The 17,680-nt window shown below is 44.1% G+C and carries 14 protein-coding genes and 1 tRNA gene; 7 read left to right on the top strand and 8 right to left on the bottom strand.

The annotated features are described in order from the left end of the window. Positions 1-74 precede the first annotated feature (74 nt). The 3 genes from acnD (at position 75) to TOI97_RS04980 (ending at position 5,024) form a co-directional block, all read left to right on the top strand. Complete coding sequence (gene acnD, locus TOI97_RS04970) at positions 75-2,672, top strand: Fe/S-dependent 2-methylisocitrate dehydratase AcnD (RefSeq protein ID WP_321553013.1); 2,598 nt, start codon at positions 75-77, stop codon at positions 2,670-2,672. 123 nt (positions 2,673-2,795) lie between these two features. Continuing rightward, complete coding sequence (prpF, locus tag TOI97_RS04975; protein ID WP_321553014.1) at positions 2,796-3,983, top strand: 2-methylaconitate cis-trans isomerase PrpF; 1,188 nt, start codon at positions 2,796-2,798, stop codon at positions 3,981-3,983. Positions 3,984-4,262: 279 nt separating this feature from the next. Next, a complete protein-coding gene (locus TOI97_RS04980; protein WP_321553015.1) occupies positions 4,263-5,024 on the top strand; it encodes a class I SAM-dependent methyltransferase in 762 nt (253 codons plus the stop codon). A 95-nt stretch (positions 5,025-5,119) separates the two neighbouring features. On the opposite strand, the gene TOI97_RS04985 is transcribed toward TOI97_RS04980, so the two are convergent. The 4 genes from TOI97_RS04985 to ppsA form a co-directional block, all read right to left on the bottom strand. Continuing rightward, on the bottom strand, positions 5,120-5,278 hold the full coding sequence (locus TOI97_RS04985; RefSeq protein ID WP_321553016.1) for a hypothetical protein: 159 nt from the start codon (positions 5,276-5,278) through the stop codon (positions 5,120-5,122). Between the two features lie 6 nt (positions 5,279-5,284). Then, a complete protein-coding gene (locus TOI97_RS04990) occupies positions 5,285-6,376 on the bottom strand; it encodes a YeeE/YedE thiosulfate transporter family protein (RefSeq protein ID WP_321553017.1) in 1,092 nt (363 codons plus the stop codon). A gap of 1 nt (position 6,377) precedes the next feature. Further along, on the bottom strand, positions 6,378-7,331 hold the full coding sequence (locus TOI97_RS04995; RefSeq protein ID WP_321553018.1) for a sulfurtransferase: 954 nt from the start codon (positions 7,329-7,331) through the stop codon (positions 6,378-6,380). Positions 7,332-7,552: 221 nt separating this feature from the next. Then, complete coding sequence (gene ppsA / locus TOI97_RS05000) at positions 7,553-9,919, bottom strand: phosphoenolpyruvate synthase (RefSeq protein ID WP_321553019.1); 2,367 nt, start codon at positions 9,917-9,919, stop codon at positions 7,553-7,555. A gap of 157 nt (positions 9,920-10,076) precedes the next feature. On the opposite strand from ppsA, the gene ppsR reads away from it, so the two are divergent. Then, complete coding sequence (gene ppsR, locus TOI97_RS05005) at positions 10,077-10,895, top strand: posphoenolpyruvate synthetase regulatory kinase/phosphorylase PpsR (RefSeq protein ID WP_321553020.1); 819 nt, start codon at positions 10,077-10,079, stop codon at positions 10,893-10,895. Between the two features lie 70 nt (positions 10,896-10,965). Further along, a tRNA-Ser gene (locus tag TOI97_RS05010) sits at positions 10,966-11,053 on the top strand. A 113-nt stretch (positions 11,054-11,166) separates the two neighbouring features. Here TOI97_RS05010 and rnt read toward each other — a convergent pair. Both rnt and pyrC read right to left on the bottom strand, forming a co-directional pair. Continuing rightward, positions 11,167-11,769, bottom strand: coding sequence for a ribonuclease T (rnt, locus tag TOI97_RS05015; protein WP_407651319.1), 603 nt, complete (start codon positions 11,767-11,769; stop codon positions 11,167-11,169). A 92-nt stretch (positions 11,770-11,861) separates the two neighbouring features. Beyond that, positions 11,862-12,908 carry a dihydroorotase gene (gene pyrC, locus TOI97_RS05020; RefSeq protein ID WP_321553022.1) on the bottom strand — a complete coding sequence of 349 codons (1,047 nt, stop codon included), beginning with the start codon at positions 12,906-12,908 and terminating at the stop codon, positions 11,862-11,864. 969 nt (positions 12,909-13,877) lie between these two features. On the opposite strand from pyrC, the gene TOI97_RS05025 reads away from it, so the two are divergent. Further along, a complete protein-coding gene (locus tag TOI97_RS05025; protein ID WP_321553023.1) occupies positions 13,878-14,192 on the top strand; it encodes a 3-phosphoglycerate kinase in 315 nt (104 codons plus the stop codon). A gap of 44 nt (positions 14,193-14,236) precedes the next feature. Beyond that, entirely contained in the window at positions 14,237-14,686 is a 450-nt protein-coding gene (locus tag TOI97_RS05030; protein WP_321553024.1) for a YcgN family cysteine cluster protein, read from the top strand. 129 nt (positions 14,687-14,815) lie between these two features. Here TOI97_RS05030 and TOI97_RS05035 read toward each other — a convergent pair whose 3' ends face one another. Both TOI97_RS05035 and TOI97_RS05040 read right to left on the bottom strand, forming a co-directional pair. Beyond that, complete coding sequence (locus tag TOI97_RS05035; protein ID WP_321553025.1) at positions 14,816-15,673, bottom strand: alpha/beta hydrolase; 858 nt, start codon at positions 15,671-15,673, stop codon at positions 14,816-14,818. Positions 15,674-15,734: 61 nt separating this feature from the next. Further along, the gene (locus TOI97_RS05040; protein ID WP_321553026.1) at positions 15,735-17,636 is read right to left on the bottom strand and encodes an Lnb N-terminal periplasmic domain-containing protein; all 1,902 of its coding nucleotides are present in this window, start codon (positions 17,634-17,636) and stop codon (positions 15,735-15,737) included. Positions 17,637-17,680: the final 44 nt, after the last annotated feature.

Here is a 17,680-nt window from a genome sequence, read left to right on the forward strand (position 1 = left end):
TGTTTTTACGCAGCTGGTTTCTTTGGTTAAGTGTATAGCGCTCTCCATCTCTATTTGAGGGATTTAAAAACGTTATGAATACCGAATTCCGTAAAAAACTACCCGGCACAGCGCTCGATTACTACGACGTTCGTGAAGCGGTAGATGCCATTGAACCGGGTGCTTACGCTAAGCTCCCTTATACTTCACGCGTGTTAGCTGAGAACTTAGTACGTCGCTGTGAGCCAAGTGAGCTTACGGATTCGCTAAAACAGCTAATTTACCGTAAAAAAGATTTAGATTTCCCATGGTATCCTGCCCGTGTTGTTTGCCACGATATCTTAGGACAAACAGCCCTGGTTGACTTGGCAGGCCTGCGAGATGCGATCGCTGAGCAGGGTGGTGATCCAGCGAAAGTGAACCCAGTTGTTCCAACCCAGTTGATCGTTGACCACTCACTGGCTGTTGAATGTGGCGGTTATGATCCTGATGCATTTGAAAAGAACCGTGCTATTGAGGATCGCCGTAACGAAGATCGTTTTCACTTTATTGAGTGGACGAAAACAGCATTTAAAAATGTTGATGTGATTCCTGCTGGTAACGGCATCATGCACCAGATCAATTTGGAGAAAATGTCTCCGGTGATTCAGGTGCGTGATGGTATTGCTTTCCCTGATACCTGTGTTGGTACTGACAGCCACACTCCACACGTAGATGCTTTAGGCGTGATTGCGATTGGAGTAGGTGGTTTAGAAGCCGAGACAGTCATGTTGGGCTTACCATCTATGATGCGTCTACCTGATATTGTTGGTGTAAAAATGATTGGTGAGCGTCAGCCAGGCATTACAGCAACAGATATCGTGTTGGAAATGACCGAGTTTTTACGTAAAGAGCGTGTGGTTGGTGCTTACTTAGAATTCTTTGGTCCAGGTGCTGCTACATTGTCTATTGGTGACCGTGCAACGATTTCCAATATGACCCCAGAGTACGGCGCGACTGCTGGTATGTTCTATATTGATGAGCAAACTATTGAGTATTTGAAACTGACAGGTCGCGAACCTGAGCAAGTGCAGTTGGTTGAAAATTACGCTAAAACAACTGGACTTTGGGCTGACAGTTTAGAAACTGCTGAGTATGAGCGCGTATTAACATTTGATATTTCAAAAGTCGGCCGCAACATGGCAGGACCATCAAACCCGCATGCACGCGTGTCAACTAGCGACTTAGCTGCCAAAGGAATTGCTGGCGAGTGGAAAAAAGAAGAAGGTCTGATGCCAGATGGTGCGGTGATCATTGCTGCAATTACCAGCTGTACTAACACCAGCAACCCTCGTAACGTTGTTGCCGCAGCATTGCTAGCCCGCAAGGCCAATGAGTTAGGTCTTGAGCGCAAACCGTGGGTCAAAACTTCTTTTGCTCCGGGTTCAAGAGTTGCAGAGTTGTATCTGCAAGAAGCAAACTTGTTGGGTGAGCTTGAGCAGCTAGGCTTTGGTATTGTTGGTTTTGCCTGCACTACGTGTAACGGTATGAGTGGTGCTTTAGATCCTAAGATCCAACAAGAAATCATTGATCGTGATTTGTATGCTACAGCGGTACTCTCTGGTAACCGTAACTTTGATGGCCGTATTCATCCATATGCTAAGCAAGCATTCTTGGCATCACCACCGTTAGTTGTTGCTTATGCGATTGCTGGTACGATCCGCTTTGATATTGAAAAAGATGCTTTAGGTTACGATAAAGACGGCAATCCAATCACTTTAAAAGACCTGTGGCCAACAGACGAAGAGATTGATGCAATTGTTGCAAAGAACGTGAAACCTTCACAGTTCAATCAAATCTATATTCCAATGTTTGATTTAGGTTCGATCACTGAATCACCAAGTCCTCTGTATGACTGGCGTCCGATGAGTACTTACATCCGTCGCCCTCCATACTGGGAAGGTGCACTGGCTGGTGAACGGACAATGAAAGGCATGCGTCCTTTGGCGATCTTAGGTGACAACATCACTACTGACCACTTGTCGCCATCCAACGCGATTATGATGGATAGTGCGGCGGGTGAGTATTTGCATAAGATGGGTGTTCCAGAGGAAGACTTTAACTCTTACGCAACGCACCGTGGTGACCACCTCACCGCACAACGTGCTACCTTTGCTAACCCGAAACTGTTTAACGAAATGGTTCTAGATGATGCAGGTAATGTACGTCAGGGATCATTGGCGCGTATTGAGCCGGAAGGTGAAGTTACACGCATGTGGGAAGCTATTGAAACCTACATGGAGCGCAAGCAGCCGCTGATTATTGTTGCAGGTGCTGACTATGGTCAGGGGTCATCTCGTGACTGGGCAGCTAAAGGTGTACGTTTAGCCGGTGTTGAAGTGATTGCCGCTGAAGGTTTTGAGCGTATTCACCGTACTAACTTGATTGGTATGGGTGTGTTACCGCTGCAGTTTGCAGAAGGTACAACGCGTAAGACTTTAGGTCTAGATGGCACTGAAACCTACGATGTAGAAGGTGAGTTGAAGCCAGGTAACACAATGACTCTGATTATCACTCGTGCTAATGGTGAGATCGTACGTGTGCCGATGCTCAGTCGCTTAGATACAGCAGCAGAAGTTGAGGTCTACAAAGCAGGTGGTGTTCTACAACGCTTTGCTCAAGAGTTCCTCGCAGCTGAAGGTGCAGATGCGTAACTGCGCATAATTGTATCCTTGAACCCGCTAAGCGAGTGATCCTTGTTTAGCGGGTTCTTATTTTCTAGTCAGCGCTTGTTGCGCTTACTGCATTATTCATATTGAAATTAGGGAGATTGCATTATGAGTCAGGTCCCACAAATTAAAATTCCAGCTACCTACTTACGCGGTGGTACCAGCAAGGGCGTATTCTTCCGTGTTGATGACTTACCGCAAGCTGCACAAAAACCAGGTGCAGCACGTGATAATTTATTGCTGCGTGTGATTGGTAGCCCAGACCCTTACGGTAAGCAAACCGATGGTATGGGTGGTGCAACATCCAGTACCAGTAAAACGGTATTGCTGTCTAAAAGCAGCCGTGCTGATCACGATGTTGATTATTTATTCGGCCAAGTGTCCATTGATAAGCCATTTGTTGATTGGAGTGGTAATTGCGGTAACTTAACTGCTGCAGTTGGTTCCTTTGCTATCTCTAATGGTTTGGTTGACGCAGATAAAATTCCTGAGAATGGTATCTGCACTGTACGTATTTGGCAGGTTAATATTGAAAAAACTATTATTGCTCATGTGCCTATTACCAATGGTAAAGTACAAGAAACCGGTGATTTTGAGTTAGACGGTGTGACCTTTCCTGCTGCTGAAGTTCAGATTGAGTTTTTAGATCCAGCTGATGGCGATGGTGATGATGCGGCAATGTTCCCTACGGGCAACGTGGTTGATGATCTTGAAGTGCCTGGTGTAGGTACTTTAAAAGCGACACTGATCAATGCGGGTATTCCAACTATCTTTGTGAATGCGAAAGATATTGGCTATACAGGCACAGAACTCCAGTCAGCAATCAATAGTGACAAAGAAGCTTTAGCGAAGTTTGAGTTGATCCGTTCCTATGGTGCGGTAAAAATGGGGTTGATCAAAGATGTAGCTGAAGCTGCTGCACGTCAGCATACACCTAAAGTGGCTTTTGTTGCGCCACCAGCTGACTACACAGCGTCTAGTGGTAAAGAAATTAAAGCTAAAGATATTGATGTGTTGGTTCGCGCATTATCTATGGGGCAGTTGCATCACGCGATGATGGGAACTGCAGCAGTTGCTATTGGTACTGCTGCAGCTATTCCTGGCACTTTGGTGAATTTAGCTGCGGGTGGCGAAGATCGTCAGTCGGTTAACTTTGGTCATCCATCCGGTACTTTACGTGTAGGTGCTGAAGCTGCTCAGGAAAATGGTCAGTGGGTTGTGAAGAAGGCTATTATGAGCCGCAGTGCACGCGTATTAATGGAAGGTTGGGTGCGTATACCTGGTGATAGTTTTTAAGACTGTACCGGCCATTATCCTATAAAAAAAGCGCTCATATGAGCGCTTTTTTTATAGGAGCCATGACTCATATATTATTCAGTGGCTTCAAATTAGTAGCGGGATTGATCTGCTGTAAATAAGTAACTAGGCTTAACGGGGTGAATATTGTATACAATAGTAGTATTTCATGGGCTATTGCAGAAATATGTAGCTAAAAACTTGAGAGACAGCTGCTTTTACTGCATTGCTGTATTGATTTTAGTGTTAATAAATTAGGTAACTTTATTGTTTAGTGAATTGTCATTTGAAGAGGGTTTTTCCAAAGTGGATGCCGAGCTTGATGTCATATTTGTACCAAGTGATGAGCTTGTTGTTGAGGCGATGCTGAAAATGGCAGCAGTCACAGAGAAGGACATCGTATATGACTTAGGCTGTGGTGATGGTCGCATTCCGGTGGCTGCAGCAATGGGCTATAGCGCTCATGCTGTGGGTATCGATATGGATCCTCGACGCATTACTGAAGCTAATGAGTTAGCTAGGACAGTAAGCGTTGAGCATCGAGTAAAATTTATTCAGGATGATTTGCTCAGTGTCGATTTTAGTGAAGCTACTGTTGTGACGCTTTATTTGTTGCCGTCGCTGAACGTGAAATTAAAGAAGCGCATTTTGACTGAACTAGAACCGGGTACTCGAATCATTGCGCACGCGTTTAATATGGGGCAATGGCAACCTGACGCTAAGCGTGCATTTGGTGATGTGTATCTTTATAAGTGGTATGTACCGGCGCAAATCCAAGGAACTTGGGAATGGCTAACTGCACAAGGTCAGCTTTATCGTGTTGAGTTACAGCAGGAATTTCAGATGCTTAATGGTCGTGCATGGATTGATGAACAGCCAGCACAACTTGTTGAAGCAAAAATGCAAGGTGCCCGTGTGCATCTTACTATCGCGTCAGACGGTAAAGAAGGAGATTTGTTTGTTTCAGTCTACCAAGAGGGTAAATTATTGCCTGCTGTTGGTAGTAAGCAAATTTCACCGGCAGTACAGGTGATGGATTAACCCTAGAAAATTAACTGCAGATTCAAGTCCACAGCTGCAGCGAACTCGGTTTCCGCTACAGCTGTGAGTCAAGAGTTATACTCATGTATGGTTATTTAAAAAGTTGCGCAATGACCGCCGGAAGGGGTTTGGCCTGAACCTATAGCAATAATTGGCGCCTCTAGACGTAGGTTAACCGGTTGAGAGTGATTCCAGTCCCACACAAAGAAGCCAATGAGTAAAGTCCAAAAAGCCACAATACGTAAATAACTCATATCAGTTCAATATCCAAAATAACGGCGAATACGCACACCGATCAGTGAGCCTAAGAAGGCCATTAGAACCCAAATCCAACCGTGAATACTGCCGGTAGATATGCCGCTGACCATAGCACCAACATTACAGCCGAAAGCTAAGCGTGAGCTGTAACCCAATAAAAAACCAGCAATAATTCCGACGACCCACTGCTGAGTATTGAGCTTGTTGGCTTTACCTGTTTTGTTGCGTGAAAAAATCCAGAGTGCACCAGCTAAAATACCAATATTAGTAATTGACGTTAGGTCCAAAAATACTGATTGCTCCAAAGCAGTGGCATTCACCGGTTGACTCCAAAATGCGTTGACTGTCGGATCAAATAAATTGCCAGCATGAGCAATTTTTGCAGCCCACAAGCCAAAGCCATAGACGACCCCCCAAGGCTGGCCGGCAATAATTAGATTTAATACCGCTAGTAAAGCGATGAGGACAGCACCTATGACTAACGTTTTATTAAATATACTACGGGATACACCACTAGTTTTCGACCACCACCACGCAGCTAGGCCAACTAAGATCAAGCCTAGATATGTTATACCTAAGGCCTTACTTAAACCCACTTTATCGACTAGCCCGATCGGCTGAGTATGGCCTAAATCCAGCCACCAGCCTAAATGGGCTGAGCCAAGGAAACTACCCAAAGCAAACACCGGTAAGATGGCCATATTTAATGGAATACCTAAGCCGGCTTTGTACAAAGTACCGGAACCGCAGCCATCAGCAATTTGCATGGCTCCACCAAATACCAAAGCACCGACCAAAAGGCTGATACTAGGTGGACCTAAAGCAGCATTAAGCTCAGTTGGGAAACTGGCCAATAACGGCATTGAGAAGGCCGCAGCAATGGCTAAGAGTAAGAGCTGAGCAAAAACCCCACTGGCATCGCGTTTTTCAATCAAGTTGCGCCATCCGGTAGTAAAGCCGAAGCGTGCGCCTGCTAATACTGCTCCTAACCCTATACCTACAATAAACAGTAGGCTTTGCCGAATAGAAACAAACCAAAATAAAAACACCGCAAAGGCTATAAAAATTGCACTTAAAGCTAAACGATTCTTCATGTTATTGACTCACTAGCTGTGAAAACTTAGCTTTAATTTGTTCTAAACGACTTGGCGTGTTTTCCATAGGTAGGCTCGCAGGGCTTTGTGTCCATTCCGCTAAAGAGGCGGGATAAAGGCGTACGCCGGGCAAATCAGCAATCTCCGATAGGATAAACCAGTTGGTCGCAGCCCAGTGCCCAGTGTTACAGAAAGATACGGTCTCTTGTGCATAGTCTAAGCCTTGCTCATGCACTAGTTGTTTAATTTCAGCAGCGGGACGGACTCGAGTGTCATCTTTATTAAACCATTGTTCAAACGGGGTGTTTTGCGCAGTGGCGATAGTACCACCCGTGCTAGCCGTGGGAGCCTTAACTTGACCCTGAAAGAATAGCGGAGGCCGCGCATCTAGCAGTTGATAAGTATTATCACGCTGGGTAATTTTTTCCAGCAATTCATCTTTAAAGATCACTAACTTTGGGTTGCTTTGCACTTCAATTGTGCTAGTTTGCGGTTGTTTGGTTTCAGTGGTGAGGTTGCTTTCGTTTTTTACCCACTGCTGTAAGCCACCGTTCAGTATACTCAGTTGAGTAAGACCTAGATATTTTAGCGTCCAGTACACACGAGCTGTAGCGCCAAAATCCGTTTCATCAGCACCGGTGGAATAGATTACTATTGGTTTCTGATGAGTTAGACCTAGTTCTCGAAGTAGTTGTTGAAAGTATGAATCCTCAGATAGCTGGCCGGGGTTATGTGCTGGACCGCGCCATTTAGCATAAGGTGCTGATATTGCACCATTAATATGCCCACTAGCGAAGGCTTCAGGACTGCGAATGTCTACAAGCTGTATTGCTATATTGTCATTAAGAGCCGTAGAAAGTTCTATTGCTTCAATTAAGGGGGCAAAGCTTTCAGCTTGCACATGGCTAAACAGCGAGCACAAAAAAAACGCCAAGCTGGCGTATAATTTTCTCATGAGAATAACTCCTAAGTTTATGCGTTAATGGTCGCATAACATCGGCTTAGGTAGAAGTAACAAATTAGCATATGGTTATATGGAGTTCGATCTTTATAACTGACCAGTTTATAAATATCGACTAAAATTTTCTGAGAGATTACTGTAAAAGTATGTAGTGGGAGAGGGCATGCCTGCACACTTATTCAAGAGTGTGCAGGCGTGTATGACTACTGAGTTATTCAGTTTTCTTCTGCAAGAAAAAACCAAGTATCCAATACGGAGTCAGGGTTAAGAGAGACGCTCTCTATCCCTTGATCCATTAGCCAGCGTGCAAGGTCTGGATGGTCTGATGGGCCTTGACCGCAAATACCAATGTACTTACCAGCCTTATTGCAAGCCTGAATAGCCATTGATAGTAACTTTTTAACTGCTGTATCACGTTCATCAAATAAGTGTGCAATGACACCTGAATCACGATCTAAACCAAGTGTTAATTGAGTCATATCGTTAGAACCGATGGAGAAACCATCGAAGTGCTCAAGGAACTCATCAGCCAATAGGGCGTTGGATGGCAATTCGCACATCATGATTACACGCAAACCATTCTCACCACGTTTCAGGCCATATTCGCCAAGTAGTTCAACAACCTGCGCAGCTTCATTGACTGTACGCACGAAAGGCACCATCAATTCGACGTTGGTTAACCCCATCTCATCGCGCACCCGCTTCATAGCACGGCATTCTAATTCAAAGCAATCACGGAATGACTCACTGATGTAGCGTGAAGCACCACGGAAACCAAGCATTGGGTTTTCCTCGGTTGGCTCATAGAGCTTACCGCCAATCAGATTCGCATATTCGTTAGATTTAAAATCAGACAAACGCACAATAACTTTTTTAGGCCAGAATGCAGCAGCGAGAGTACTGACACCTTCAACCAATTTATCCACATAAAAATCAACTGGGCTCGCATAACCGGCAACGCGTTTCTCTACGCTACGTTTCAGATCAGCTGGCAGGCTGTCGAAGTTCAAGAGGGCTTTAGGGTGGACGCCAATCATACGATTAATAATGAATTCTAGGCGTGCCAAACCCACACCTTCATTCGGTAACTGAGTAAAATCGAAGGCTCGATCAGGATTGCCTACGTTCATCATGATTTTGAACGGAATTTCTGGCATCGCTTCAACAGAGTTGGTGCGTACATCAAAATTTAACTCACCGTCAAAAACAAGTCCTGTATCACCTTCAGCGCAAGACACCGTAACACCTTGTCCGTCTTGCAAAACTGATGTGGCATTACCACAACCTACCACGGCGGGAATGCCGAGTTCACGAGCAATAATTGCAGCATGGCAGGTGCGACCACCACGGTTTGTTACAATGGCGCTAGCTCGTTTCATTACCGGCTCCCAGTCTGGGTCCGTCATATCAGAAACCAATACATCGCCTGTTTGTACTTTATCCATTTCGGCAATATCGTTAATCACACGTACGGTACCAGCACCAATACGCTGACCAATGGCGCGACCTTCAACTAGGACATTCCCTTGTTCTTTCAACAAGTAGCGCTCCATGACATTCAGGTTACTGCGGCTTTTAACTGTTTCAGGTCGTGCTTGCACAATATAGAGCTTGCCATCATCACCGTCTTTAGCCCACTCAATATCCATCGGGCAGCCGTAATGTTGTTCAATGATCACTGCTTGTTTAGCTAAATTTGTTACTTCCTCATCAGTTAAGGCGAAGCGCATACGTTCAGTTGGATCAACATCAATGGTTTCAATGGACTTACCAGCACTAGCATCGGCGCCGTAAATCATTTTGAGCGCTTTACTTCCAAGATTGCGACGTAGGATTGCTGGGCGGCCGGCGGCCAAAGTAGGTTTGTGCACATAGAACTCATCTGGGTTTACTGCACCTTGTACAACGGTTTCTCCTAAACCATACGCGCCTGTGATAAAGACAACATCGCGAAAGCCTGATTCAGTATCTAAGGTGAACATCACACCGGCTGCGGCGGTTTCAGAACGAACCATACGTTGTACACCTACAGAGAGGGCAACATCACGGTGCTCGAAACCCTGGTGTACACGGTACGAAATAGCACGGTCATTAAATAGAGAAGCAAAAACCTCTTTGGCTGCATAGATCACATTATCTACACCGCGAATGTTTAAGAAGGTTTCTTGTTGTCCGGCAAAAGATGCATCAGGTAAGTCTTCAGCTGTTGCAGAGGAACGAACCGCTACTGCCATGTTGTCATTACCATCTGCCATTTCAGCAAAGGCTTTGCGTATATCTGTGTCCAGTTGTTCTGGAAAATCTGCGTCTAGAATCCATTGACGAATTTGTGTGCCTGCCTGGGCAAGGGCGTTGACGTCGTTTGTATCTAAACTGTCCAGTAAATCATGGATGCGGGCATCTAAGTTATTGGCATCAATAAAGTCACGGTAAGCTTGAGCTGTGGTAGCAAAGCCACCGGGAACTGAAACACCGGCGCCTGTAAGGTTGCTGATCATTTCGCCTAGGGAGGCGTTTTTGCCCCCTACACGCTCAACATCATGGTTACCGAGCTTATCGAGGGAAACTACGTACTCAACCAAGGTGATCTCTCCACGTTTGTATTGAAAAAAGACCAGTTAATAATATATTGGCCTTGTTTGGGGAATATGGGTCACAATGTCGCCGGACAATATGTCTGGCAAAAAACCTGCTTATAATAACTGAGAAAACTTCACGACTTAAGGCTTTTGGCAAATTATGAAACGTACAGCATTTTTTATTTCAGATGGAACAGGTATTACTGCCGAAACGCTAGGGCAAAGTTTACTGGCTCAATTTGATAATATCGACTTTCGCCGTTTAACTCGACCTTATATTGATAGTGTCGAAAAAGCACAGGCTATGGTACAGCAAATTAATGAGGTTGCGGATACTGAAAAGATGCGACCAATTGTCTTCGATACCATTGTCAATACTGAAATCCGCGATATTTTAGCTACTGCCAACGCATTTAAGGTGGATATTTTCTCAAGCTTTTTATCGCCATTGGAAGAGGAGCTCAATGATCGTTCGTCATATTCCGTTGGTAAGTCACACTCGATCACCCACAGTGCGAACTATATGGAGCGTATTGAGGCGGTCCATTTTGCATTAGATAATGATGATGGTGGACGTACTCGGCATTACGACAGTGCTGATATTATTTTAGTAGGTGTTTCTCGCTGTGGAAAAACTCCAACGTGTCTTTATATGGCAATGCAATATGGTATTCGTGCGGCGAACTACCCATTAACTGAAGATGATATGGAAGACCTGAGAATTCCAGCTTCTTTGAAACCCTATCAAGATAAACTGTTTGGCTTAACCATTGATGCTGATCGTTTAGCAGCGATTCGTAATGAGCGTAAGCCTAATAGTCGTTATGCCAGTTATGCGCAGTGTGAGTTTGAAGTGCGGGAAGTGGAATCTTTATTCCAGCGTGAAAATATCAATTTTATTAATACGACGCATTTTTCCGTAGAAGAAATTTCTGCGAAAATTTTGGTCGAAAAGGGAATTGAGCGGCGCTTTAAGTGACGATGATGATTTTAAGGTAGTAGGGCTAGATTTTTTTTCAACAGTGCATTATCATGCCCTCCATTATTGCGGAGGAGTGGCCGAGTGGCTGAAGGCAACGGTCTTGAAAACCGTCGATGGGCGACTATCCGTGAGTTCGAATCTCACCTCCTCCGCCAATTTAATTGAAAAACCTAACCAAAAAGCCGTAAGCATATTGTAATGCTTACGGCTTTTTTATTGCCAGTATCCAAATATTCAAGCCTCTAGTAGAGGCTTGAATATCTTTAGTTTAATCGTCCCATCCCCCCATTTCTTTCCATCGATTTACAATAGCAAAAAACAATTCGGCTGTTTTTTCAGTATCATATCGGGCACTGTGTGCTTCACGACTGTCAAAATTGATAGCCGCGGCTTCACAGGCTTTGGCTAACACTGTTTGACCATAAGCTAGCCCGGCTAAAGTTGCAGTGTCAAAGCTCGAGAAGGGGTGGAAAGGGTTGCGCTTAATACCGCAGCGCTCAACTGCTGCATTTAAAAAGCCTAGATCAAAGTGGCTGTTATGACCAACTAAAATAGCGCGTTTACAACCACTGGCTTTTAGAGATTTACGAACACTTTTAAAAATTTCCGCTAAAGCGCGCTCTTCTGATACAGCCATGCGTAATGGATGGTCAAGTTTGATACCGGTGAAATCCAGTGCTGCCTGTTCTATATTTGCCCCAGTAAAAGGTTCCACGCGGTAAAACAGACTGTGTTCAGCATAGAGTAATCCGCCATCATCCATTGCTGGAATTACTGCGGCAATTTCTAGCAGGGCATCAGTAGCGCTATTAAAACCACCTGTTTCTACATCAATTACTACTGGCAAGTAACCACGAAAACGACGCGCCATAGGGGTCTTTAACCCGTTGTTATTACCATTTTTTTCTTGGCCGTTATTTTCATTGCCTAAAAAATCACGTGCATAATCCGAAATATCTTGACTCATGCTTGCCCCTCCTGTAAGCGCCACTGTATGGCTTCTCCAGCACGAAGAGGTATGAGATGTTGTTCGCCAAACTTTAAAGTGGTCGGTGCTTTCCATGGTTCACGAATCAAGGTGATATGCTCCGTATTTCTTGGTAAACCATAAAAGTCAGGCCCGAAATGACTGGCAAAGCCTTCTAGCTTATCGAGAGCATTGCGTTGTTCAAAAGCCTCTGCATAAAGCTCAATTGCAGCATAAGCGGTATAGCACCCCGCACAGCCACAGGCGACTTCTTTAGCACTTTGTGCGTGTGGCGCAGAATCCGTACCTAAGAAAAACTTATTCGAGCCACTGGTTGCCGCATCTAACAAAGCCTCTTGATGGATATTTCGCTTAAGGATGGGTAAACAGTAAAAGTGAGGGCGGATACCTCCGGCTAACATGTGGTTACGGTTGTAGAGCAAGTGGTGTGCGGTAATAGTTGCTGCTACATGGTCGCTTGCACAACGTACAAATTCTGCAGCATCAGCAGTAGTGATATGCTCAAGAACAATCTTTAACTTTGGAAAGCGAGCAACCAAAGTAATTAATTGGTCGTCAATAAAGCGTTTTTCACGATCAAAAATATCTATATCGGAATGAGTAACTTCACCATGAACTAGCAGTGGCATTCCCAGGTCACTCATAGCTTCTAAAGCAGGATAGATAGCTTCTAACTGAGTTACACCAGAATCAGAGTTTGTAGTTGCACCAGCGGGGTATAACTTGGCTGCATGAACAAAACCGCTAGCTTGAGCTGCTTTAATGTCTTGAGGCGTAGTTTGGTCTGTTAAATAAAGAACCATCAAAGGTTCGAATGTGCTGTTAGTCGGGCGTGCATGTAAAATACGTTTGCGATATTGCTCGGCTTCGGCTGTGTTACGTACGGGCGGGACCAGGTTGGGCATAATAATGGCGCGCGCAAAGGTGCGTGATGCATCAGCTACGGTAGTATTTAGCATCGCGCCATCACGTAGGTGAATATGCCAGTCGTCAGGGCGCAGTAAAGTAAGACGGTCAATCATGCAGGGTTCCAATCAGTCGAATAAAACAATCATAAAGGCGAATGCTACCGTAAAATCCTCTTGCCAGCATCCGCTTTAAGTTTTACCAGTACTTAATGATTTTTTATTGCAGCTTTACGTTGAGAAAATACTCATTGGTCAATTTTATGACTATGGGGCTTGATAAGAGTAAAGTCGTTCGGTTTCGTAGGGCCATGGCTTGCTGACACCTGAATAAATGATAGCTAAGCCGTTTATTGTGCAGACAACTAAATCACTGATCATTCCAATTAAGCCTCACCCCACCGAATTATTGTGAGTACCTGTCACTTATGCAATACCGGCGCTGCCTAATTCAACTTCATTATAAAAGATTTTTCGAGCCACTTCGAAATGCACAAGAGTAATTTATCGCTGCTCCGGCTAAGCCATCCACAGCAGCGTGATCAGCATAAAGCAGACTAAAACAAAACATGTAGGAATAGCGCTAGCATAAGTGGTTAGAATATAAAGACTAGCTGAAATGTAAACAGGCACATTGGAAAGGCTCTGCGGTTTGTACTGCAGCACTAATACGCAGAATACCGCCTAAAATCACTAAAGTGATCAACACTTTCAAGGAGGGGCTGAGAAAGGGTTGACTTCATCGGTACTAGCGCTTCCTTTTTTGAGCGCCCAAGCTTCAATAATTCCTGTTTAATGTTCAGTATAGGCATAAATTTAAATGAGGCTATAAAGAGTATGCCCAAGCCTAAAATAGCAACCAACATGGTTGCTCCCTACATTAAGTTATTAAGGGTGTAAGTGAGGGTGTTAAATATCTGCATAACTGACTAAGTGTTGCGCTAATGGAAAGGAAGACCCATAAAATCGTTGATATTAAATGTTAGAGCTCATTGAAAAAGTGTTTTTAATCTTTCTCTTATCCATAACTCGATATAGTCTGCCCATAGGGTAGACTGTATCGATGCACTAACCAAAGAGAATGATATGAGAGCACTGATATTTTTAGGTGGCTTATTACTGCCAGTGGCTGCTTTGGCATTTCCTATTGAGGTCCAGCAACAGCTTAACGGCACAGAAATTGAAGTACAAACATTGGATTTAGGGAACAACACAGCATCCTTGTCTTTGCATAATTTTGGTGAGCACAATGTTATCTGTAAGGCACGTTTTAGCAATGGGCCAGAGACTCCGCGTACTCGTCAGGCGCAAGTGATGGCCAAAGGGGTGGCACACTTAACGGTGCGTTTTAGTACAGCTGTTATTAAGGCGCGTATCCGAATTGAGTGTCATCCCGTTTAATTTAAGTATTTAAACACGGTATTAGCGATAGGTAGAGTAGAGAAATGGCAGCAGTTGTTAAAGCGTTTTGGAAGCGCAAAACCTTAGAAGAGTTCACTCAAGAAGAGTGGGAGTTATTGTGTGATGGCTGTGGCTTATGCTGCTTGCAAAAGCTTGAAGACGAAGATGATGGTGGTGTTTATTACACTAAGATTGCTTGTAAGTTGCTTGATTTAGATACTGCTCGCTGTAGTAATTACAGCCAACGTAAAAGCTTTGTACCCGACTGTATTCAATTGACAGCTGATCAAACAGATGCTTTTCGTTGGTTGCCAACGACCTGCGCTTATCGTTTAGTCCATGAAGGGAAAGACTTATTCCCTTGGCATCATTTGGTTTGCGGTAATGCAGATGCTGTACACGCTGAAGGCATTTCACGTATTGGACGCATGGTCAGCGAGTTAGATGTGGCAGCTGATGACTGGGAAAAACATTTGATTTTTAGATCAAACTGAAAAGTACCTTTATCCACTATAGAGAAGCATTGAACTTTTACATCACCCACCCAGTGAGTGAGACTCTTAGCGTTAAATGATCGTTGGTGAGACTGCATCTTTACGCGCATGTTTACTCATCCAAAACTCTTAAGGCTTGAGAAGGGCAGATTTTGAGTGGGTGAACGCGCAGTTTTTATGTGTAATAAATATTAAAGTTGCTTGTTTTAACTCAGGGAAGGCATAAGACATTACGTGACGACCTTTAGCATCCAACCAGCACAGTTGTTGTTCTGGATAGGCTTGCTGCCATCGCTTATGGAGTTTTTTACCATGCCGGTAAGGGATGATATTGTCTGTTGGACTGTGCATCAATAATACAGGCAGGTCAATCTTGTCTACATGCTTGATTGGATCCCATTGGCTAGGGATTAAGACTGTAAAAGGCCATACTAACCATCCGAGTAGGCTTTGACTCATGGCACTGCGTGCAGCTGTAGCAAAACCAGTAAAACTTGCATCTAAAATCAAGCCTTGTACTTGATACTTGTCTGCAGCTTGTGCAGCAAAATTTATGGCTAAAGCAGAACCTATACTTTGACCTAAAATCATCAGTTCTTTATTAGGGTATTCTTGCTTCATCCAAACCACTGCGGCTTCTAAATCTTGCAGCACATCAGGCAGTTTGGCTTGACCTGATGAGGCACCAAATCCACGGTAGTCTAGTGCTAAAACGCTGACTCCCTGTTGGGGGAGCCAATAAATACTGCGGCTATGGGTGGAGATGTTTTCTGCGTTACCGTGTATATATAACAGCATCGTTCGGGTGTCAGTAACGTCACCTTGAGCAGGTATCCACCAAGCATGTAATTGAGTACCATCGGTAGCCCTTAGCCAAACGTTCTGATAGTCAAGTTGGGCTTCTTGAGGGGTAGCAACCAAGCTGCGTTGTGGATAGAAAAATAAAGTTGAAAGTGAGGTGCATCCAGATAAAAAAGAAATGCTCAAGATTAGACAGATGTTTGCACTTAATGCTGAGCTCAGTCGCTTAATCTTATCTATCACAGTGTTAGTAATACCAATTAAGACCAAGTTTAACCTCATATTGCTCACTCATTTGATCGCTGAGTTTAAAGTGTTGACTACTTGCTTCAAGCTTAATTTGTGTATTGGTTGCTAAACGCCAACCTAGTTTAGCTTTAATTGTTGTACGCTCTGTTTTATCTAACCAACTAAATCTTTGCCAGTTTGCTTCTAGTTGCGCTTGAAATTGTTCACCTTGCCATAACCAACCAAGACGAGGGCCAACACTGAGTTGAGCCCCCTTATCAAATTGGTTGTCAGCCATTAGATGTGCTTGGGCTAAAGTATAAAAACGTCCTACTGGAGTGAGCCAGGCCTTTCCAAAGCCAGTATGTAAATAACCATAGAGTCCAGCTTCTGAACCAATAAAACGATCTAACCCGCCACTGACAGACCATGCAATAGGTCGCTGAAAATAGGTTTGCTCACTTAATGATAAAATATCGACTACTTGCAGTTGCTGTAAACGAGCTTTACCACCTTCCCATAAGCGTAGAGTTACATTAGCCATTTGAATTTGTGAGCCTGGGACAAAACCTTGTGGTGGATCCATTACCTCATGGAAGGCTGCGCGGTAATTCAGATCAACAAAACCTAAACGATCTTTATTTGAATGTTTATGTTCATCAGAAAAAGTCGTACCAGCTTGCGCTTGTAAACGTTGGCTTAAATGACCTTCATCATCTCGATGATTCGGTTTAGAAATTGGCGAGAATGCAGTTGGTTCGGCGTACTTGGCCCGGGCAGATAATATTTCTAAAGTGCGCTGACGTAATACAGGGCTGGCTTGTTTTTTCTGGACAGCCAAGTAGCGTGCATAAGCATAAGCCAATTCTAAAGCCTGAAGGGTGTCTTGTTGGTTTAACCCTGGCACGGTGGTAGTCACCGGTTCTGTTTGCTCAACAAGTCGCCGAGCTTGGCTCAACACTTGTTTTGAGGCCTGTTGGCTTTTATGTTCCATCTCGCTAGCCGCTGAAGGCCGGTACTCCGTTTCACCAATTAAGCCGCGCTGTTGTAATGCACGAATTGTATCTACGGGCAAAGCTGTAAAAGTAAAATCATCGGTGACATCTATGCGTTCAGAGCTTGCATCAAGTAGTGCTAACAAGCGGTAAGAGCAGTTTTCGTCAAAGAAAAAATAGTCGAAAAACGTATCTTTAGTTTCCCAGATATGACGCACAAACTGATTGGTTTCTACGTTATCTAGATTAAGTTTGTACTCCCAAATATCGCGGTACTCCATGTGAGAGTACTCATTGGTTTTTGCATAGTAAGGTAATACCGATACTACTCCTGGATACCCGCCAGTTAAACCTTTCCAAGAAAAAACAATTTCATTGTCATTAGGGTCAGGGTTAGCAGCAAAGTTGACACTATGTGCTAACAATTTGTTGCTGCGTGGATCTTTTTTATCCAAGCGAATGAGTGTATGACCATACATGGATGAGGGTGAGTTAATATGCGAAGCTGGAAAAATTAAAGTTAAGTGATCAGTATTTAATTCTTGTTGCCACTTTTGGAACTCAGAGCACGGTTGGTCTTGCATATTTAACTCTGGTAATTGCTGTTTTAACCAATAATAACGGGCAGGGAATCGGCATTGAGCTGATTGATTATCCGCTAAGTTGGTTTGCATAAAAGCTTGCAAGTTTGCTTCTAGCTCATTCGTGAGTGAGCTTTTACCATTCGGAGATAGAAAGAAATTTGGACTATCATTTTGACTAATATAACGCCCTGTAAATGTGTGGTTACGATAATGTAAAAGATGCGCCCATTGCTGGTGAGCAGCAAGGCTTGTGAGCTTTTCATGAGACAGTAAAGGCGTGTTATCAGCAAAGATTGCGGGGGGAAAAAGAATAACGCCTGCAACTAAGGAGCGTGCAATCATGCTGAACACCTTATTCAACAGCAATAATGAAAGAAGCCCGCCGA

It is taken from the genome of Denitrificimonas halotolerans, from assembly GCF_034259425.1.
GTDB classification, from domain to species: domain Bacteria; phylum Pseudomonadota; class Gammaproteobacteria; order Pseudomonadales; family Pseudomonadaceae; genus Denitrificimonas; species Denitrificimonas halotolerans.

Coding starts and splice junctions, on each gene's coding strand:
- TOI97_RS04985 (WP_321553016.1), bottom strand. CDS start 5,278: ATGAGTTATTTACGTATTGTGGCTTTTTGGACTTTACTCATTGGCTTC.
- TOI97_RS05025 (WP_321553023.1), top strand. CDS start 13,878: ATGAGAGCACTGATATTTTTAGGTGGCTTATTACTGCCAGTGGCTGCT.
- prpF (WP_321553014.1), top strand. CDS start 2,796: ATGAGTCAGGTCCCACAAATTAAAATTCCAGCTACCTACTTACGCGGT.
- TOI97_RS05030 (WP_321553024.1), top strand. CDS start 14,237: ATGGCAGCAGTTGTTAAAGCGTTTTGGAAGCGCAAAACCTTAGAAGAG.
- TOI97_RS04995 (WP_321553018.1), bottom strand. CDS start 7,331: ATGAGAAAATTATACGCCAGCTTGGCGTTTTTTTTGTGCTCGCTGTTT.
- pyrC (WP_321553022.1), bottom strand. CDS start 12,908: ATGATTGACCGTCTTACTTTACTGCGCCCTGACGACTGGCATATTCAC.
- acnD (WP_321553013.1), top strand. CDS start 75: ATGAATACCGAATTCCGTAAAAAACTACCCGGCACAGCGCTCGATTAC.
- ppsR (WP_321553020.1), top strand. CDS start 10,077: ATGAAACGTACAGCATTTTTTATTTCAGATGGAACAGGTATTACTGCC.
- TOI97_RS05040 (WP_321553026.1), bottom strand. CDS start 17,636: ATGATTGCACGCTCCTTAGTTGCAGGCGTTATTCTTTTTCCCCCCGCA.
- rnt (WP_407651319.1), bottom strand. CDS start 11,769: ATGGCGCGTCGTTTTCGTGGTTACTTGCCAGTAGTAATTGATGTAGAA.
- TOI97_RS04990 (WP_321553017.1), bottom strand. CDS start 6,376: ATGAAGAATCGTTTAGCTTTAAGTGCAATTTTTATAGCCTTTGCGGTG.